Below are 17,605 nucleotides of genomic sequence, written 5' to 3'. Positions count from 1 at the left end.
CTTTCACCGGTGATGATGGCAGGTATCCTGGCTCGTGGCATTTACCCGTTTTCACCTTCCCAGCCCGAGGCCAGTGGTATCTCGAAAACGGCAACCACCTACAGTTGCGGGGGCAGCCACGGAATAAGCTTTCGGAAAAGCCGGACCGTGTTCCCATTTCATCTCTGACGCGCGGGGCGGCAGAGAACCATCGCCGGAATGATCGGCAAGTTTGCATGGAAAGTAAACAGATATTCAGCACCACACGCGCCTGCCCGACAGAGGCCACGTGAGGCTCACCGCCGGAGGCTGGCGGCACTCCGGTCTGAAATCTGGCCGGAGATCAGGTCATCGCAGCCGTTTTGCAGCCCTACTGGGCCGCCATGCGGGAGCCTTTATGGCTGCGGTAGGATTGACGCAGAAGATCGCGCAGGCGCTCGGCAGCTTCGCCCTTAACCATATCTGAGCAATAGAGATTGATCCTCTTGCTCGCGAGTTCGGGAAGGGCACCGCCGTGCTGGATCGGCTCCGAGTAAGGTGGCGCCGTGTCTTCCAGCATCACATGCACCGCCAGGTCGGCCGAGACCGAGGCCTCGATGGTGCGGGTCTGGTCGCTTTCAACGGAGACCTCCCACGGGATACCGACCCGATCAAGCGCCTGTTGCACACCTTTGCGGAAGATGCAGCGATGCTCGAAAGCCAGCCGCAGCGGACGCTGACGCCACGCCACCCCGTTGGGCGCGCCGATCCAGACCAGCGGCAGTTCGATCAATGTTTCCCCTGCCGGATCCAGATCATCCTCGGTGGTCAGGATCATATCACACTCACCGCGCGCGAATTGCTCCTTGAGCTGCGTCGTGAAGGAGGACACAAGGTTCACCCGCATACGCGGATAGTCGGCGTGGAAATGTTGCAGCACCAGAGGAATCGACGGGTAGACAATGTCATGAGGCACGCCGAGCACGATCTCGCCCTCGTATTCCGTGGCGGTCAGGCGATTGTAGACCTCGTCATTCAACTCCAGCATCCGCCGCGCATAGGACAAAAGTTGTTCCCCTGCGGCAGTGAGCGCGATCTTTCGGGCGCTCCGGTCAAGGAGCTTGGTGTCCAGACTCTCTTCCAGACGCTTCAACTGCATCGACACCGCGGACTGTGTCAGGTTCAGCGCGCCTGCGGCACGGGTCACACCGCCTGTATCAGCGACAGTGACGAAAGAGCGCAGGGCCGTCAGGTCAAGATTTCTAGCCACATCACCATCCTTGATGTTTTTTCGAACAATCATTCATTTCACTTATTACCCATCTCGCGCAATAAGGATCAAGAAAAATGATTACTAAAGCGACTCACACAACGATATAGAAAGGAACGCCGATGTCCTCCTCGATTTTTGCACCGCTTCACGGCTTGCCCCGGACCACCGGCGCACAGCCTTCTCGTTCCCTCGTGGCACGCCTGCGGATGGCTATGGCCGTCTCCCGCCAGCGCCGTGCCCTTGCCCGTCTGGATGACGCCCGTCTCGCGGACCTCGGACTGACCCGCAAAGAAGCGCTCTCTGAGGCCGCTCGCCCGATGTGGGACGCCCCGCGGAACTGGATGCGTTAAGCCCTTCTGATCGGGGTTCCCTCCGATTGGGTCAAGACTAGTGCCCCCCGAACCGCGATGCCCAAAGGTGTCGCGGTTACTTTTTGACTGCCGGTTTGCTGCCAATCTGTGCAATCTGACGCGCCTATGGGCCAATCGCCGCACCGCTCCCTCAAAAGATCGCCTCTCTTTGATGAAAACAGAGTGTTTTCTGGGGGCTGACGCCTTGAAATTCGGGTTGCCTCTGCCAATATCGGAAGCGAGACCCTGCATTTCGTGGGGAAGAGTGAGTTTTACGCACAGGAGACAAGATTCAATGGCTGACTACAGAACGATCAATGCTGGTGTCGGCGCACGCTCGGCTGAGATCGACGCCGGCCTTCGCGCCCATATGAACAAGGTCTACGGCACAATGTCCGTAGGTCTGCTGGTGACGGCTCTGGCCGCTTGGGCGCTGTCCAATCTGGCTGTGAGCCCGACACCGACCGAATACCAGATCAGCGCCAATGAATATCTGACAAGCTTTGGCTATGCGCTTTATGTCTCCCCGCTCAAGTGGGTGATCATGTTCGCGCCGCTGGCGATGGTCTTCGGCTTCGGTGCCATCGTGTCGCGTCTCTCCGCTGCGGCCACCCAGACCTATTTCTACGCCTATGCCGCAATGATGGGCCTGTCGCTTAGCTCCATCTTCCTCGTGTTCACCGGCGCGTCCGTTGCACAGACTTTCCTCGTGACCTCTGCGGCATTCGCAGGCCTGTCCCTGTGGGGCTACACTACGAAGAAAGACATCTCCGGATGGGGCTCTTTCCTCATCATGGGTGTGATCGGTCTGGTTCTGGCGTCGATCGTCAACATCTTCCTCAAGTCCTCCGGTCTTGAGTTCGCGATCTCTGCCATCGGCGTGCTGATCTTTGCTGGGCTCACCGCCTATGACACGCAAAAGATCAAAACCGACTACATCAGCCACGCCCATGCGATGGACGGTGAATGGCTGGCGAAATCGGCGATCATGGGGGCATTGAACCTCTACCTCGATTTCATCAACCTCTTCATGTTCCTGCTGCAATTCCTTGGCAATCGCGACTAAGGCAGGCATTGATCCAGTATATGAAGGGCCGGTTTTACCGGCCCTTTTCTTTTGGGCACAACCATGACGGACTGCTGACAATTCCGAGTGATCCGAAGCCGACCTTCCACGATCAGCGCGACAGGCGAAGCGATCGCTGATGATCCGTCGAATAATGCAAGCAAAAGCATGAGCGGACTAATCTGGGTCGGCATCGGCCTGATCTCGGCCGGTGCCGTTCTTGCGCTCCTCTGAGCCTTTACAGGTCCAGCGCCATCTGCACCGCAGGCAGATACACACCGGGCCTCAGCGCCAGATCGACATCGCCTGATGCCGTGAACCCGTGTGCTGCGTAGAAGGCCTGTGCAGTGAGCGTAGACAGGCTACACATCCGCTTCACACCCGTCAGCCGCGCATTGTCGAGGATATGGTCGATCAAGGCCGAGCCAATGCCGCGCCGCACATAATCGGGATGCACGGCAACGCGCCGCATATGACCGATCTCGCGCGGCCCAACGCCACCAAAGGGCGAGGCCTGTGTCCAGCCCCCCGCCCCGAGAATCTCGCCGCCGCCAGTCTCCGCCACGAAAAACGTGCCGCAGTTCAGCAAACGCGGGGCAGTCTGCAAGAGCGCGGGCAAGGCCGCGTCCAAAATCTCCGCCGGATAATCCTGTTTGAGGAGCAGGCCGTAGGAGGCACGGAAAAGCGTGTCGATCTCCGCCGTATCCGCCGGCATCGCGGCGCGTACGGTGAACGGCACGCTCTTGCGAATCTCCTGCGCGCTCATCGCCAGAGCTTCACTCAGGCTGGAGGGTAACGGGCAGGAGCTGTCAGGCCGCTCCGGCTCCCTGAAATCATGATCATAACATTCCAACATCTTGTCTCTCCTTTGTGTTGGCGGGTTCGGGAAATCGTGATCCGCTGGCTGGAGAGGAGAAGCTGGCAAAGAAAAACCGCGCTTCCCTCTCGGGCTGCGCGGCTATCAAATCTGGTATGTCCGAAGGGCTTACTTGATTTTGCCTTCTTTATACTCGACGTGCTTACGCGCAACCGGGTCGTATTTCTTTACGACCATCTTTTCGGTCATTGTGCGGGCATTTTTCTTGGTCACATAGAAGTGCCCCGTGTCCGCGGTCGAGTTGAGACGGATTTTGATCGTCGTCGGCTTCGCCATTTTTCATTACTCCAATAATCGCGTGCAACGGGGGCCGCAGAAATCGTAAGCCAGCCCGTGGAATCCTTGAAGCCCGCCTTTTAAGCCCTCCACCGCCCGAGTCAATGGGGTAAGCGGAAAAATCCGCCAAGAGAATGATCTTTCCTCTGCGCACAATGGCTCTGCACCCCTGCCCGCTTGCACGAGGACGCGCCGCCGCCTAGATTGGTCGGGCGGCCATTTGGGCCGTGTAACCTCTCAGGGCGGGGTGAAATTCCCCACCGGCGGTAAGCAAAAGGCCAACACCTTTCGTAAGCCCGCGAGCGCCTGTGCCTCTCTTGCGAGGGATGCAGGGACAGCAGATCCGGTGCAACTCCGGAGCCGACGGTCACAGTCCGGATGAAAGAGAGAAGGATCAAGCGCCAAGGCCAGTGGCCCGCGCCTCAGTCCCTCATGCCTTGAGTTATGTGCAAGAAATGAAAGGACTTGATACATGACTCTTCCCACCCGCCTGACCGGTCTGATTGCGACCATGGGCCCCGCGCGTTCCGGTGCGTTGTTGATGGTGATCGCCGGCACCTTGTTCGCGCTGATCAACCTTATGACCCAATATGCCACGATGATGCTGGCCGTGCCCTCGGCACGCATGGCGTTCTGGCAATATTTCATTGCCTTGCTGTTTTCCCTGCCTTGGGTGATCCGCGAAGGGCTGCGTGCCATGAAAACCAATAGCCTGATGCTCCACCTCATCCGCGTGGCCGCCGCCGTGATCGGGGTGCAGCTTTGGGTTGCGGGGCTGGCCCATGTGCCGATCTGGCAGGCCATCGCGCTTATCATGCTCTCGCCCTTCTTCGTCACCCTCGGCGCCAACCTGTTTCTTGACGAGGCGGCAACGCTTGAAAGATGGCTGGCCGTCACCACGGGCTTTGCCGGAGGCATGATCATCTTAGCGCCGTGGTCGGAGAGTTTCTCGCTCTATGTGCTCTACCCTGTCGGCGCGGCCGCCTTCTGGGCGCTCACCTCGCTCCTGACGAAGCGCATGACGCGCACAGAGAGCCCGGAGAGCCTCACGGTCTATCTGCTGCTCCTGCTCACCCCTGTGAACTTCGGCCTCGCACTCGAAGGCGGTGTCGCGCCCGGTGGCGGGGTGACGGCGCTGATCCTGATCGCGGCGGGGCTTCTGACCGCGCTGGCGCAATATGCCATCGCCAAGGCCTATGCCATCGCGGACGCGGCCTATTTGCAGCCCTTCGACCACCTCAAGCTGCCACTGAACGTAGGCTTCGGCGTGCTGGCCTTTGGCTTTGTGCCACCCGGTTCCATGTGGATCGGATCGCTGATGATCCTCGGCGCGTCTTTTTATCTCTTGCGTCAGGAAAGCCGCACAGCGCAACCCGCATAAGGGTCCACAATAAGCCGAGAAAAGCAAAGGGCGGCCCTATGAGCCGCCCTCTCCATGTCGTTATAACGATACACTCACAAAACCGGCTTGCCCATCGACCGATGAATCTCCGCCTGTTTCGCGGGGTCCAGCATCAGGGATTGCGCCAGACCGTTGAGAAAGACCTTCTCCGCCTCCGTATCCACGGCAATCGCCATCAATGCCGCCGCATAGACCTGAGCCGCCGCTGTGGTGCCGGCATCCTTTGCCAAGGCCATCGGATCAACCGGCGCGTCCAGTTCCGCCTGCACAAAGGCCATTTCCTCCTCGGAGGCATCCTTCAGTTGATCAAGGATTTTCGTGCGCTCTTCCGCATCGATCTCGCCATCCGCTTTCGCGGCCATGATCATCGAGCGGATCATCAGCTTGGCATTTTCTTCCGCGACTTCTCCAACAGGCGTGCCCGCTGTCACTGAGGCAAACATATCCGACATGGAACTGGCCCCTGTCGCCGCAGCACCGGACATGGCAGAAAACAGTGAACCAAGCCCGGCTTCCGTCGCCTCCGACATATCGGCAGCCTGAGTGCCCATCTTGCCCATCATGTCGCGCAGGGCATCTGCACCACCGGGAAAGCCGAATTTTTCCGCCATCTGTCCCATCTGGTCAGCCATGCTACCCGGCGCACCGGACTGGCGCAGCGCCTCGCGCATCCCGTCTACACCGCCCATTTTCTTGACCTTTTCGACACCTTTGGCCGCAGCAAAGCCAATCGCCAAAGTCGTCAATGTTTTCACGAAACTCATCACGGTTCTCCCTTTTTCAAACCCATTTGCCCTATACTGCGTCGAAAACCGCCACCTGCCAACAGGGCAAAAGCCGCACCACCGTTTGGCGGCGCATATCCGTGAGATGATCCGTCAAGGCACTGGGGCGCGTTTGATCCGGGTGGAGTTGAAAGAACTATGACGCGGATGGCCTGTAAGCCGGATTCTGTCCCGGCGGGAAACCCGCCTTGGATAACCATTCCTCTAGGCCGCCTGTTACCAGACGGCTCAAGCTGCCAACCCGGGTTCTCAGGCTTGAGCGACCTTGCGAGCGGTATGCTTGCGCACACAGTCCTCGCGTAGAACCCCTATTTGGCATTGCTCCCGGTGGGGCTTGCCGTGCCGCTCCTGTTGCCAGTCGCGCGGTGGGCTCTTACCCCACCGTTTCACCATCACCCCCGTATGAGAGGGCAGTCTGTTCTCTGTGGCGCTATCCCTGGGGTTGCCCCCGCCGGGCGTTACCCGGCACCGTTGCTCAAGGGAGTCCGGACTTTCCTCCCCTCCGATTGCTCGAAGCGGCGATTATCCAGCCATCCGCGTCAAATGCGACTTAGGCGCTCGGAGCCTGACGGTCAACGGGAAAGCGCCGCACCCGCCCAAGCCCGCGCAATTCGAGCCGCGCCCAGTCAAAACGCGGACCCGGATCAATCTTGCGCTCCGGTGCCATGTCGGAATGTCCGATGACCCCTTCGGGCGGGATGTTCCGGCGTCGCAGAATATCGGCAAGCAAATATTCCAAGGCGTCCATCTGATCGGCCGCGAAGGGGCTTTGGCCATCATTGGCAAGCTCGATCCCGATAGAATGGGAGTTCACATCCGTGATCTGCCCCCATGCCCCTGCGCCCGCATGCCACGCGCGATGTTCCTCGTCCACAAGACGGTAAATCCGACCCTTTTCGCAAATCAGGTAATGGGCCGACACTTCGAACTCCGGCGCACAAAGACGGGTGAGTGCGGCCTGAGCGGTCTGCATCGCGGTGTAATGGATCACCACAAGCTCGGGACGCGCCCCGCCACGCCGCTCTCCGAAATTCGGGGAGAGGTGGTCTGTGATCTGCAAGGTCATTTGTGAATTACCGGCGCGCTTGGGCGGCCAGACGGAAAGGCGCAGGATCCCAGCTACAGGCAAAACCGTCGCCATCGGGGTCCAGCCCCTTGGCGTTGCGTTCCGGCCCGCCGTTTTTCAGGAAATCTTCCTGCGCCAGATCGGCGGAGGGGTATTTCGCACAGTTGCGCGCAGCCCGCGCCGCCGCACCGGGGATGAGCCGCGAATAGAGCGCCTCACCGACATTGTTCGTGGTCGAAAGCGCAAACTCCACAATCGTGCCAGCATCGCCCGCAGGACGCTCTGGCACAGCGGTCGGCTGGATCGTCACATAGGCTTGCTTGTTGGCCTCCACGAGTGCGGCATCTTCTTCGATGGAGCGCTCAGACGATACGGCGGAAAAATCATTCTCCGCCGAAATTCCCGCCGCGTTGGTCACCACCGCAGGCTTGCTCGTCGTGGAGGTCACAGAGGAACTCTCCGCCGCGTCAATCGCGGCAGCGGCCTCTTGCGTGATGGTCTGCGTATCAAGACCCGTCGCCACGCCGGAACCTTCGCCAATGGCGATCAACTCGGCTTCACGCTGCGCTTGATATTCGGCGTAAGAGCCAAATCCCACACCGGCCCCGCTGTCGGGGACCGGAGTTTCACAGGCGGCCAGAGCCGCGAGAGAGATCATAGCAACAGTCAGACGCATAGGGGCTAACGCTCCGAAATGAACAGGTTGGCCCGTTTCTTACCACCATTTCTCAGGCTTGGAAACAAAGCCCGCCGCGTCCTCAAGCGAATGTGCAATATTCAGCAGATCGCCCTCTTCCCACGGTTTCCCGATCAGTTGAAGCCCCAGCGGCAGACCGTTCGAGGACAGGCCCGCAGGCACGGAAATCCCCGGAAGCCCTGCTAGGTTCACGGTAACGGTAAAGACGTCGTTGAGATACATCTGGATCGGATCGGAATCGGACACCTCGCCCAGACCGAAGGCCGGAGACGGAGTGGCAGGCGTCAGGATCGCATCCACGCCCTGCGCGAAGACATCCTCGAAATCCTTCTTGATCAACGTGCGCACCTTGCGCGCCTTGTTGTAGTAGGCGTCGTAGAAGCCCGCAGAGAGCACATAGGTGCCGACCATCACGCGGCGCTGCACCTCTTTGCCGAACCCTTCGGCGCGGGTTTTTTCATACATGTCGTCAATGCCTTCGCCCGCAGACAGCTTGGCCCGATGACCGTAGCGCACGCCATCATAGCGCGCGAGGTTCGACGAGGCTTCGGCAGGTGCGATGACATAATAGGTCGGCAGCGCATATTTCGTGTGCGGCAGGGAGATATCGACAATCTCGGCTCCCGCATCACGCAGCATGGCCGCGCCCTCGTCCCAGAGTTTGGAAATCTCGTCGGGAATGCCGTCGAGACGGTATTCCTTCGGGATGCCGATTTTCTTGCCCTTGATGTCGCCGGTCAGCATGGCTTCGAAATTCGGCACCGGAAGATCGGCGGAGGTCGAATCCTTCATGTCGTGGCCACACATGGCCTCAAGCATGATCGCCGCGTCGCGCACGGATTTTGTCATCGGACCCGCCTGATCCAGCGAGGATGCAAAGGCCACCACACCCCAGCGCGAACACCGCCCGTAGGTCGGCTTGATCCCGACGATACCGGTGAACGCCGCAGGCTGACGGATGGAGCCGCCCGTGTCGGTGCCGGTTGCGGCCAGACACAGGTCCGCCGCCACAGCCGCAGAAGACCCGCCCGAAGACCCGCCGGGCGTAATGTCGGTCGCATCCCCCGTGCGTTTCCACGGGTTGATCGCATTGCCATAGGTCGAGGTCTCGTTCGAAGACCCCATCGCAAACTCATCCATGTTGAGCTTGCCCAACATCACCGCACCCGCGTCAAAAAGCTTTGCCGTGATGGTGCTTTCATACTCGGGTTTGAAACCTTCGAGAATCGCGGAGGCCGCCTGTGTCGGCACGCCTTTGGTGGCGAACAGATCCTTGATCCCGATGGGCAGGCCACACATGGCCGGCGCGTCACCGGAGGCGAGCTTGGCATCGGCCGCCTTGGCCTGCGTGCGCGCAATGTCCGGCGTGTTGTGCACGAAAGCGTTCAAGGCACCTGCGGCTTCAATCTCGCCCAGACAGGCTTCGGTCAGTTCGGCAGAGGTAAACTCTTTGGCACGCAGCCCGTCACGGGCGGCAGACAGGGTCAGTTTATTGAGATCAGACATTATTCCACCACCTTCGGCACAGCAAAAAAGCCCTCGCGCGCATCGGGCGCATTCGACAGGATTTTCTCCTGCATATTGCCATCTGTCACACCGTCCTTGCGGCGTTTGAGACGCTGGGGCGTCACAGAGGTCATCGGCTCGACGCCGTCAACATCCACTTCGGAAAGCTGTTCGATAAAGCCGAGCACGGCGTTGAATTCGTCAGCCAGAGCCGGAAGCGCGTCTTCCTCGACGCGGATGCGGGCGAGCTTGGCGACCCGGCGGGCGGTATCAATGTCGATGGACATGGGGCAATGCTCCGTATTCTTGGTCAGTTGAGGCTTTAGCGCCCCTGCGTCCGGCCTTCAAGCATATGCGTGATATAAACATGGATCATCGCCGCCGTTTTACACGTCTGGGCGGGTTTGGGCCACGATCCACCCCTTCTCTGCGCCCTTCCGCGTCCTCTCAATGCACAAATCCCGATCACCGACCATCCCAAAGACCATTGAAAGACGCCTGACGCCCCAGACACCTTCCCGAGCGCGATGCTGCGCGATATATTGGGTCGGAAACAGAGGGAGTTGTCTCATGAAAATCACCTGGCTTGGCCATTCCGGCTTTCGCATCGAGATTTCCGATCAGGTTTTGCTCATCGACCCGTGGCTGGAGGGCAACCCCGCCTTTCCCGAAGGCCGCGAGAAAGAGGCAACCGAAGGGGCGAGTGCGATTTTCCTGACCCACGGCCATGGCGATCATGCCTCCTCCACGCTTCCGGTGGCGCGTGACACAGATGCGATGATCTACTGCATCCACGAACTCTCGCTGATCCTTGGTGCGGAAGGCGCGCAAGTCACAGGCTTTGGCAAGGGCGGCACGATCACTCTGGGCGACGGGGAGAAGACCGTGTCCGTCACCATGGTCAACGCGGTTCATTCCTCTTCGATTGATTACAAAGACGGAGCACCGCTCTATGCAGGCCAGCCTGCGGGGTTCATGATCTCCGGCGAAGGGCACACGATCTATGTCTCCGGCGACACAGACATCATGGCGGACATGGAATGGTTTGCGGACCTGCACCAGCCCGACATCGGCATTCTCTGCGCTGGCGGGCATTACACGATGGACATGAAACGCACCGCCTACGTCTGTCAGAAATTCTTCGATTTCAAAACAGTGATTCCCTGTCACTGGGGCACCTTCCCGCTTCTGGCACAAAGCTGCGACGAGCTGGTCTATGCGCTCAAAGAGGGCGTGGTGAAAGTGCCGGAAGTGCTCAAGCCGATCGAGATTTAAGACCGACCGCGCGGGCAGCCCGCTTTAGCGGCGGAGGGCAAAGAATGCTTTGAGCAGCGCCTCGGCCTCCTCCCCTGCGATGCCGTCATAAATCTCCGGCGCGTGATGGCATTGCGCATGGCTGAACACTTTCGCCCCGTGAGCCACACCGCCGGATTTCGGATCGCCCGCGCCATAATACAGCCTGCGGATGCGTGCATGCGAGATTGCCGCCGCGCACATCGGGCACGGTTCCAGAGTCACATAGAGATCATAGCCGGACAAACGGTCCTGCCCGACAGCCCGACAGGCTGCGCGCAGCGCCACGATTTCGGCATGTGCCGTCGGATCGCGATCCTCGCGCGTCCGGTTGCCGCCCCGTCCGACGATCTCGCCCTCGGGAGACACGACCACCGCCCCCACGGGCACTTCACCACGGGCCTCGGCCAATCGGGCTTCTTGCAAAGCCTCATCCATATAAGAGCGAAACGTCATGCCCTTTCCTGCCGTGCAACTTTGCCAAAGGCAAGCCCGCGCCATGTCCCACGATGGCAGATTGCCGCAGTCCGGCGGAAATTGATGCAGGTCAAAGTGCCAAACGCCCGCCTCTGACACCTGTGCAACTGCGCGCGAATTCGTCTTAGCATAAGACACATATGGGACAAAAAAGATGAACAAAACTTCCGTAATTGCCGCAACCATGGCTCTGGCCCTCTCCCTTCCGACACTTGCCGCAGCGCAAGACGCAGGGACGATGACCCTCGGTCTCGGGCTGGGCTATGTGATGCCGAAATCGGACAATGGCGACATTCTTGAAGGCACCAAAGAACTAGATGTCGGCGACAACCTCCGCCCGACCATCACCTTTGAATATTTCATTCGGGACAACCTCGGCATCGAGGTTCTGGGCGCTTGGCCTTTCGAGCATAATATCCGTGCAGACGGGCTTGGCGAAATCGGCTCCACACAACATCTGCCGCCGGTGGTGTCCTTGCAATATCACTTCGACAATGGTGCTGCTTTCACACCGTTCGTCGGGGTTGGTGTGAACTACACGGCCTTCTTTGATGAAACCGCAACAGGCGATATCGCAGGCTCTGACCTTGACCTCACGGATTCCTGGGGCGTCGCGCTCCATGCCGGTTTTGACTATCAGGTCAGCGAACGCGGCGCGTTGCGGACGGATGTGCGCTGGATCGACATCAACAGTGACGTCAAGCTCAACGGTGAGAAAATCGGCGAGGCAGAGATCGACCCGTGGGTCTTCGGCGTCTCCTATGTCATGACCTTCTGAGGCCTTATGACATCGACTTTTGCGGCCCGCACAACAGCGGGCCGTTTTTCTTTGCCCTTTCCATAGAGACTCGTGCAGAGTATGAGCGCGCCAAAGAAAGGCCTTTCTCATGACCGACACGCCAAAATCTGCTGACAAGAACACCCCGCCCAAGAAAACCCCGCCGGGCGACCGCATCGCCAAGGTGCTGTCGCGCGCCGGCATTTCCTCGCGCCGCGAAGCCGAAGCGATGATCGAAGAAGGTCGCGTGATGGTCAACGGGCGCGTGGTGGCCTCCCCTGCACTCAACGTCCTGCCCAAAGACAAGATTTTCGTCGATGGCAAAGAGGTGGGCGAACCGGAACCGCCACGGCTTTGGCTCTATCACAAACCTCTGGGGCTTGTGACCACGGCCAAGGACGAAAAAGGCCGCGATACGGTGTTCGACCAGCTTCCCAAAGAGCTGCCGCGTGTGATGTCTGTCGGGCGTCTCGATCTGAATTCCGAAGGGCTGCTGCTGCTGACCAATGATGGCGAGTTGAAGCGCAAGCTCGAACTGCCAGACACCGGCTGGCTGCGCAAATACCGTGTGCGGGTCAAAGGCACGGCCTCCGAAGCCACGCTTGAGCCTCTGCGCAAGGGCGTGACCATCGACGGCGAACATTTCCAGCCGATGGAAGTCACCTTTGACCGCCAGCAAGGCGCGAATGCATGGCTCACCATCGGGCTGCGCGAAGGCCGCAACCGCGAGATCCGCCGCGCAATGGAACATGTCGGCCTCACCGTTAACCGATTGATTCGGCTGTCTTATGGGCCCTTCCGCCTTGGCACGTTGCAACCCGGACAGGTCGAAGAAGTCCGCGCCCGCGTGCTGCGCGACCAGTTGGGAATGGACCTGCAAGTCGGGGAAGGCGGCATGGCCAAACGCACGGTTATGCGCGGCGACAAACCCGGTGGCCCCCGCAAGGAAGTCCGTGGACGCGACGATGCCCGCGGCCCGAAACAGGGGCGCGATGATCGCGGTGGCAAGCCGCCATTCAAAGGCAAGCGCGATGACCGCGACGGGTTCAAACCGCGCGGCGAAGGCTTCAAGGGCAAACCGCGCGACGGATACAAACGCCGCGATGATGACGATGGCAAACCGGGTGGTTTCAAACCGCGTGGCGAGGGCTTCAAAGGCAAGCCCCGTGACGGAAAACCCGGCGGAAAACCGGGTCAGCAACGTGACGGAAAACCGTCTGGCAAACCGTCGGGCAAACCGGGCGGCTTCAAATCCCACGGTTTCAAATCCCACGGCGGCGGAGACGGTGGCAAACCACGCTCGGCTGGCTTCAAATCCCACGGCGGAAATTCCGCTGGCCGCGCAGGCGGGGCAAAAGGCGGCAAACCGCCGAAATCCGGCCGATAAGACCGGACAGAGGGGGAAAGCGCGTCAAGCGCTCCCCTTAACCCTTTCACCGAGGGCGATTCCTTTCTATATCTTGAGCAAAGAACCGCTTTGGAAAGGGTGCCCATGAGCGACAGCGTGTTTTCAAAACTCGCCTATTATCTGCTGGTCGCGCTCACGTTTTACGTGACGATCAAGGCGCAGGGGATGTAATGGCAAAACGCTACGGGTCCACCTACTCCCCGAAAGGACGTGCCGCGCAGTCGGATCACGCTGCCTCGGATCACATTGCGCCGCCCTCCTCGCCGCGCCCGTTTGACGGCAAGAAACCGACTCGCGTCGGTGCGCGCTCGAATCTGTTGTTCTTCGCGGCGCTGCCTCTGGCGTGGAAAGCATTTTTTGCCCCGCCTACAGTCATGACCGGCTACCTCGTCGCCTTGGGCTGTCTGGTTGGCGCGGCTTATCTCACCCGCGAAGGTCTCAAGGCCGAAGAAGCCTATGAGGCACGCAAGGTCTCTCGCCGCCCTGCCATTCCGCGCAAAATCTTCGGCTCTGTTCTCACCGGTCTTGGGCTGGGCATTGTCGGCTGGTTCGGCTGGGGTGCAATGGAAACCGCGCTGTTTGCCGTACTGGGCATTGTGCTCCATAGCCTCGCCTTTGGTCTCGATCCGCTAAAGAACAAGGGCTTCGACGAGCTTGACCTGTTCCAGCAAGACCGCGTCGCCAAAGCCGTGGATGAGGCCGAAGCCCATCTCAAGGACATGCGCACGGCACTGGAGCGCACCGGCGACCGTCAGGCCGAAGACCGGCTGGAGCGTTTCATCACCACCGCCCGCGCCATGTTCCGCACGGTCGAGGACGACCCGCGCGATCTGACGGCGGCGCGCAAATATCTTGGCGTCTATCTTTTGGGTGCGCGTGATGCGACGGTGAAATACGCCGACCTCTGGAGCAAAAGCCGCAACGCGCAGGCGCGCGAAGACTGGTTTGCGCTTCTGGATGATCTGGAGGCGAATTTCGACGCCCGTCATAAAAAGTTGCTTTTGGACGATAAGACAGACCTCGACATCGAAATCGAGGTGCTGCGTGATCGTCTGGCGCGTGAAGGCGTCAAAGATGAAATTATGTCATGAGTTTGTATCAGGGAAAAACAACAATGTCCGACACCATCCGCCAGCAGGCTGAAGCCGCATTGAAAGACGTGGAAGAAGTCACTTCTGTCGTCCTTGCCGAGCCGAAAGGCGAATTGATCGACCCGAGTGCCGCAGAGGCTCCCGTGGCCGCTGAAGTGGCAAAGGCCAAGGCCGAGATCGACATGGGAGACACCAATTCCATCGTCAGCTTCGGCTCTGCCGCACAGGCCGAGTTGCAGGAAATCTCACAAGCCATGTTGCAGGATGTGAAGAACAAGGATGTCGGTCCGGCGGGCGACAGCCTGCGCTCCATCGTGACGACCATTCGCGGTTTTTCCGTGTCCGAACTGGACGTGCGCCGCGAGCGCAGCTGGTGGGAAAAACTTCTGGGCCGCGCGGCACCGATGGCGAAATTCGTCGCGCGTTTCGAGGATGTGCAAAGCCAGATCGACAAGATCACCGACAACCTGCTGACCCATGAGCACAAGCTGCTCAAGGACATCAAGTCGCTGGACATGCTCTATGATAAGACCCTGACCTTCTACGACCAGTTGGCGATTTACATCGCGGCGGGGGAGTTGAAGCTCAAGGAACTGGACGAGACCGACATTCCCGCGCTTGCCGCCGCTGTGGATGCCGCACCGGAAGCCGATCAGGTCATCAAGGCGCAGGAATTGCGCGACTTGCGGGCCGCGCGTGACGATCTGGAACGCCGTGTGCATGACCTGAAACTGACCCGTCAGGTGACCATGCAATCCCTGCCCTCCATCCGTCTGGTGCAGGAAAACGACAAGTCTCTGGTCACAAAGATCAATTCGACGCTGGTCAACACCGTGCCGCTTTGGGAAACCCAACTGGCGCAGGCTGTGACGATCCAGCGGTCTTCCGAAGCGGCGAAATCCGTGCGTGAGGCGACCGATCTGACCAACGAGCTTCTGACTGCCAACGCCAAGAACCTGCGCGAAGCCAACAAGGTTGTGCGCGAGGAAATGGAACGCGGTGTGTTCGACATCGAGGCCGTGAAAACCGCCAACGAGGAACTGGTGGCCACAATCGAAGAAAGCCTCCAGATCGCCGACGAAGGCAAGCGCAAGCGGGCCGAGGCCGAGGTGGAACTCAAGTCGATGGAAGCCAAGCTGCGCGACACGCTGGCATCTGCCAAGGCCACAGGCAACGCCTCTGGCCCGTCCGTGCCGGCGAAATGATCCAAGGGGTGCGGCATAGCATGTGCAAAGGCGTGAGCGGGCTGGCCCTGCTCGCGCTGGTTGCCTGCACGCCCACCCCTCAAGACATCAAGCCCCTGCCCCGTCCGTCTGCGGCGGTGAAACCTGTGTTACAGGTGCCCGCCGAGCGCAGCGAAGAAAGCTATGCGCTTGAACGCTATTATGCGCGGATGCAGGCGGATCTTTTGAACAAAGACCTGTTGCGCACCGATCGCGGCGGGCCGGACACGCCGTTCAACGCCCGTCAACTGGCGGCGAATTTCGAAGCCATCGCGCTCAATGACGAATATACCTCGGTGAACGGGCAGTTTGTGGCGCAAAAGACTCCCTCGAACCTGCACCGCTGGCAGGTTCCGGTGCGTGTCGGGGTCGAATTCGGGGCCACGGTGCCCGAAGAGAAACGCACACAGGACGAACAGACGATCAACAGCCTGCTCGCCCAGCTTTCCCGCGCCACGGGTCATTCGATCTCGCGCTCGTCACAGCCCAATTTCCATGTGCTTGTGCTCCATGAAAACGAGCGCCGCGCCATCGGGCCGCGTCTGGCGCAACTGATCCCCGGCATCGGTCAGGACGCCATCCGTTCTGTGGTGGACATGCCTCGATCCTCCTATTGTCTGGTTGTGGCATCCGATCCCGACAATGACGGGGCCTATCGCACCGCCGTGGCCGTCATTCGCGCCGAACACCCCGATTTGCTCCGCAAATCCTGCTATCACGAAGAAATCTCGCAAGGTTTGGGGCTTGCCAATGACAGCCCCTATGCGCGCCCTTCGATCTTCAATGACGACGAGGAATTCGCCCTGCTCACACGGCATGACGAGTTGCTCTTGCGTATGCTATATGACCGGCGGCTTGCCCCCGGCATGACCCCGGAAACCGCCCGCCCGATCGCCACGGCTTTGGCCTACGAGCTGATGGGCGAGGAAATATGACCAACAGGAGACCCCATGGGTATTTTTGATTTTCTCTCCGGCGAATTTATTGACGTCATCCACTGGACCGACGACTCGCGCGACACGATGGTATGGCGGTTCGAACGTGAAGGCCATGAGATCAAATACGGTGCCAAGCTGACCGTGCGTGAAGGACAGGCGGCGGTGTTTGTGCATGAGGGGCAACTGGCGGATGTGTTCACGCCGGGGCTCTACATGTTGGAAACCAACAACATGCCGATCCTGACGACGCTGTATCACTGGGATCACGGGTTCAAATCCCCGTTCAAATCCGAGGTCTATTTCGTCAACACCACGCGGTTCTCGGACCTGAAATGGGGCACGAAAAACCCGATCATGTGCCGCGACCCCGAGTTCGGCCCCGTGCGCATCCGCGCCTATGGCACCTATACTGTGAAGGTCTCCGACCCCTCGCTGTTCCTGACCGAGATCGTCGGCACGGATGGCGAATTCACTATGGACGAAATCTCCTACCAGATCCGCAACATCATCGTTCAGGCCTTCTCGCGCATCGTGGCAGGGTCCAACATTCCGGTTCTGGACATGGCGGCGAACACCGCCGATCTGGGCAAGATGGTCGCCACCGAGATTTCCAAAGTGGTGGCGGAATACGGCCTGACCATTCCGGAATTCTACATCGAAAACATCAGCTTGCCCGAAGCCGTTGAAAAAGCGATGGACAAGCGCACCTCCATGGGCATCGTCGGAAATCTCGACAATTACATGAAATTCAACGCCGCCGAAGCTATGAGCGCCGAGAACTCCGCTATGGCCGCCTCGATGGGGGCCGGCATGGGCGCGGGGCTAGGCATGGCGATGGCCGGCCAAAGCGCGCAGCAAGGCCCGTGGGGCGCCCGTCCCGCTGCCAGCGCGCCTGCGGCACAAACTCCGCCGCCCCCGCCGCCCGTGGAGCATGTCTGGCACATCGCCCAGAACGGCGAGACCAAAGGCCCCTACTCCAAGGCGGAAATGGGTCAGATGGCGGCGAAAGGCTTGCTGAAACGTGAAAGCTTCGTCTGGACACCCGGTCAGGACGGCTGGCTCAGGGCCGAAGACGTGACCGAACTGGCACAGCTTTTCACCGTCGCACCGCCGCCCCCGCCGCCGGGCGCGTGACGCCTCG

General features: G+C 59.9%; 18 protein-coding genes, 1 other RNA gene, 1 pseudogene and 2 riboswitches. Of the genes and pseudogenes, 10 read left to right on the top strand and 10 right to left on the bottom strand.

The window, feature by feature from the left end; genetic code table 11:
* A riboswitch (cobalamin riboswitch) is annotated at window positions 1-207 on the bottom strand.
* Window positions 208-349: 142 nt separating this feature from the next.
* Window positions 350-1,228: a LysR family transcriptional regulator gene (locus BM152_RS12330; RefSeq protein ID WP_074914265.1), complete on the bottom strand. Its 879-nt coding sequence runs from the start codon at window positions 1,226-1,228 to the stop codon at window positions 350-352.
* Window positions 1,229-1,350: 122 nt separating this feature from the next.
* Here BM152_RS12330 and BM152_RS12325 point away from each other — a divergent pair, with 122 nt between their 5' ends.
* Both BM152_RS12325 and BM152_RS12320 read left to right on the top strand, forming a co-directional pair.
* Complete coding sequence (locus BM152_RS12325) at window positions 1,351-1,581, top strand: DUF1127 domain-containing protein (RefSeq protein WP_066604898.1); 231 nt, start codon at window positions 1,351-1,353, stop codon at window positions 1,579-1,581.
* A gap of 295 nt (window positions 1,582-1,876) precedes the next feature.
* Window positions 1,877-2,647, top strand: coding sequence for a Bax inhibitor-1/YccA family protein (locus BM152_RS12320; RefSeq protein ID WP_066604904.1), 771 nt, complete (start codon window positions 1,877-1,879; stop codon window positions 2,645-2,647).
* A 238-nt stretch (window positions 2,648-2,885) separates the two neighbouring features.
* Here the strand turns inward: BM152_RS12320 and BM152_RS12315 are convergent, their stop codons facing one another.
* Together BM152_RS12315 and rpmG are read right to left on the bottom strand one after the other, a co-directional pair.
* Window positions 2,886-3,503 (bottom strand): GNAT family N-acetyltransferase, encoded by a 618-nt coding sequence (locus BM152_RS12315; RefSeq protein WP_066604906.1) that lies wholly within the window; start codon window positions 3,501-3,503, stop codon window positions 2,886-2,888.
* 129 nt (window positions 3,504-3,632) lie between these two features.
* Entirely contained in the window at window positions 3,633-3,800 is a 168-nt protein-coding gene (gene rpmG / locus BM152_RS12310; RefSeq protein WP_009572866.1) for a 50S ribosomal protein L33, read from the bottom strand.
* A gap of 229 nt (window positions 3,801-4,029) precedes the next feature.
* A riboswitch (FMN riboswitch) is annotated at window positions 4,030-4,194 on the top strand.
* A 78-nt stretch (window positions 4,195-4,272) separates the two neighbouring features.
* Here rpmG and BM152_RS12305 point away from each other — a divergent pair.
* Complete coding sequence (locus BM152_RS12305) at window positions 4,273-5,181, top strand: DMT family transporter (RefSeq protein WP_082715397.1); 909 nt, start codon at window positions 4,273-4,275, stop codon at window positions 5,179-5,181.
* Between the two features lie 74 nt (window positions 5,182-5,255).
* Here the strand turns inward: BM152_RS12305 and BM152_RS12300 are convergent, their stop codons facing one another.
* The 6 genes and pseudogenes from BM152_RS12300 to gatC form a co-directional block, all read right to left on the bottom strand.
* A complete protein-coding gene (locus tag BM152_RS12300; protein ID WP_066604908.1) occupies window positions 5,256-5,966 on the bottom strand; it encodes a DUF533 domain-containing protein in 711 nt (236 codons plus the stop codon).
* 160 nt (window positions 5,967-6,126) lie between these two features.
* An RNA gene (rnpB, locus tag BM152_RS12295) (RNase P RNA component class A) lies at window positions 6,127-6,525 on the bottom strand.
* A 60-nt stretch (window positions 6,526-6,585) separates the two neighbouring features.
* Window positions 6,586-7,053, bottom strand: a pseudogene (locus BM152_RS12290) (N-acetylmuramoyl-L-alanine amidase); the annotation flags it as partial.
* Window positions 7,054-7,060: 7 nt separating this feature from the next.
* On the bottom strand, window positions 7,061-7,729 hold the full coding sequence (locus BM152_RS12285) for a hypothetical protein (RefSeq protein ID WP_066604911.1): 669 nt from the start codon (window positions 7,727-7,729) through the stop codon (window positions 7,061-7,063).
* Window positions 7,730-7,768: 39 nt separating this feature from the next.
* Complete coding sequence (gatA, locus tag BM152_RS12280; protein ID WP_066604914.1) at window positions 7,769-9,256, bottom strand: Asp-tRNA(Asn)/Glu-tRNA(Gln) amidotransferase subunit GatA; 1,488 nt, start codon at window positions 9,254-9,256, stop codon at window positions 7,769-7,771.
* Window positions 9,256-9,543 carry an Asp-tRNA(Asn)/Glu-tRNA(Gln) amidotransferase subunit GatC gene (gene gatC, locus BM152_RS12275; protein WP_066604916.1) on the bottom strand — a complete coding sequence of 96 codons (288 nt, stop codon included), beginning with the start codon at window positions 9,541-9,543 and terminating at the stop codon, window positions 9,256-9,258. Before gatC ends, gatA begins: the two co-directional genes overlap by 1 nt.
* 283 nt (window positions 9,544-9,826) lie before the next feature.
* On the opposite strand from gatC, the gene BM152_RS12265 reads away from it, so the two are divergent.
* A complete protein-coding gene (locus tag BM152_RS12265; RefSeq protein ID WP_066604924.1) occupies window positions 9,827-10,531 on the top strand; it encodes a metal-dependent hydrolase in 705 nt (234 codons plus the stop codon).
* Window positions 10,532-10,555: 24 nt separating this feature from the next.
* On the opposite strand, the gene BM152_RS12260 is transcribed toward BM152_RS12265, so the two are convergent.
* Window positions 10,556-11,005, bottom strand: a complete 450-nt coding sequence (locus BM152_RS12260; RefSeq protein WP_066604926.1) for a nucleoside deaminase — start codon at window positions 11,003-11,005, stop codon at window positions 10,556-10,558.
* A 175-nt stretch (window positions 11,006-11,180) separates the two neighbouring features.
* Here BM152_RS12260 and BM152_RS12255 point away from each other — a divergent pair, with 175 nt between their 5' ends.
* From BM152_RS12255 to BM152_RS12230, 6 genes are all read left to right on the top strand, one after another.
* Window positions 11,181-11,804: an OmpW/AlkL family protein gene (locus tag BM152_RS12255; protein WP_066604928.1), complete on the top strand. Its 624-nt coding sequence runs from the start codon at window positions 11,181-11,183 to the stop codon at window positions 11,802-11,804.
* Window positions 11,805-11,913: 109 nt separating this feature from the next.
* Entirely contained in the window at window positions 11,914-13,191 is a 1,278-nt protein-coding gene (locus tag BM152_RS12250) for a pseudouridine synthase (protein WP_066604931.1), read from the top strand.
* A gap of 191 nt (window positions 13,192-13,382) precedes the next feature.
* Window positions 13,383-14,303, top strand: coding sequence for a 5-bromo-4-chloroindolyl phosphate hydrolysis family protein (locus tag BM152_RS12245; protein WP_066604934.1), 921 nt, complete (start codon window positions 13,383-13,385; stop codon window positions 14,301-14,303).
* A 23-nt stretch (window positions 14,304-14,326) separates the two neighbouring features.
* On the top strand, window positions 14,327-15,508 hold the full coding sequence (locus tag BM152_RS12240; protein WP_066604936.1) for a toxic anion resistance protein: 1,182 nt from the start codon (window positions 14,327-14,329) through the stop codon (window positions 15,506-15,508).
* Window positions 15,505-16,461: a DUF2927 domain-containing protein gene (locus BM152_RS12235; protein ID WP_066604939.1), complete on the top strand. Its 957-nt coding sequence runs from the start codon at window positions 15,505-15,507 to the stop codon at window positions 16,459-16,461. The genes BM152_RS12240 and BM152_RS12235 overlap by 4 nt, the downstream gene beginning before the upstream one ends.
* Before the next feature lie 15 nt (window positions 16,462-16,476).
* The gene (locus BM152_RS12230) at window positions 16,477-17,598 is read left to right on the top strand and encodes an SPFH domain-containing protein (protein ID WP_066604942.1); all 1,122 of its coding nucleotides are present in this window, start codon (window positions 16,477-16,479) and stop codon (window positions 17,596-17,598) included.
* The last annotated feature ends 7 nt before the right edge of the window (window positions 17,599-17,605 follow it).

Origin of the sequence: Celeribacter halophilus (genome assembly GCF_900114135.1) — a bacterium.
Classification (GTDB): domain Bacteria; phylum Pseudomonadota; class Alphaproteobacteria; order Rhodobacterales; family Rhodobacteraceae; genus Celeribacter; species Celeribacter halophilus.
The sequence above is the reverse complement of the archived record's forward strand: the minus strand, read 5'-3'. Positions and strand labels throughout refer to the sequence as shown.

Bases quoted from the DNA above. Each gene is read 5' to 3' on its own strand.
- BM152_RS12325 (WP_066604898.1), top strand. From the start codon at position 1,351: ATGTCCTCCTCGATTTTTGCACCGCTTCACGGCTTGCCCCGGACCACC.
- BM152_RS12320 (WP_066604904.1), top strand. From the start codon at position 1,877: ATGGCTGACTACAGAACGATCAATGCTGGTGTCGGCGCACGCTCGGCT.
- BM152_RS12315 (WP_066604906.1), bottom strand. From the start codon at position 3,503: ATGTTGGAATGTTATGATCATGATTTCAGGGAGCCGGAGCGGCCTGAC.
- rpmG (WP_009572866.1), bottom strand. From the start codon at position 3,800: ATGGCGAAGCCGACGACGATCAAAATCCGTCTCAACTCGACCGCGGAC.
- BM152_RS12305 (WP_082715397.1), top strand. From the start codon at position 4,273: ATGACTCTTCCCACCCGCCTGACCGGTCTGATTGCGACCATGGGCCCC.
- BM152_RS12300 (WP_066604908.1), bottom strand. From the start codon at position 5,966: ATGAGTTTCGTGAAAACATTGACGACTTTGGCGATTGGCTTTGCTGCG.
- BM152_RS12285 (WP_066604911.1), bottom strand. From the start codon at position 7,729: ATGCGTCTGACTGTTGCTATGATCTCTCTCGCGGCTCTGGCCGCCTGT.
- gatA (WP_066604914.1), bottom strand. From the start codon at position 9,256: ATGTCTGATCTCAATAAACTGACCCTGTCTGCCGCCCGTGACGGGCTG.
- gatC (WP_066604916.1), bottom strand. From the start codon at position 9,543: ATGTCCATCGACATTGATACCGCCCGCCGGGTCGCCAAGCTCGCCCGC.
- BM152_RS12265 (WP_066604924.1), top strand. From the start codon at position 9,827: ATGAAAATCACCTGGCTTGGCCATTCCGGCTTTCGCATCGAGATTTCC.
- BM152_RS12260 (WP_066604926.1), bottom strand. From the start codon at position 11,005: ATGACGTTTCGCTCTTATATGGATGAGGCTTTGCAAGAAGCCCGATTG.
- BM152_RS12255 (WP_066604928.1), top strand. From the start codon at position 11,181: ATGAACAAAACTTCCGTAATTGCCGCAACCATGGCTCTGGCCCTCTCC.
- BM152_RS12250 (WP_066604931.1), top strand. From the start codon at position 11,914: ATGACCGACACGCCAAAATCTGCTGACAAGAACACCCCGCCCAAGAAA.
- BM152_RS12245 (WP_066604934.1), top strand. From the start codon at position 13,383: ATGGCAAAACGCTACGGGTCCACCTACTCCCCGAAAGGACGTGCCGCG.
- BM152_RS12240 (WP_066604936.1), top strand. From the start codon at position 14,327: ATGTCCGACACCATCCGCCAGCAGGCTGAAGCCGCATTGAAAGACGTG.
- BM152_RS12235 (WP_066604939.1), top strand. From the start codon at position 15,505: ATGATCCAAGGGGTGCGGCATAGCATGTGCAAAGGCGTGAGCGGGCTG.
- BM152_RS12230 (WP_066604942.1), top strand. From the start codon at position 16,477: ATGGGTATTTTTGATTTTCTCTCCGGCGAATTTATTGACGTCATCCAC.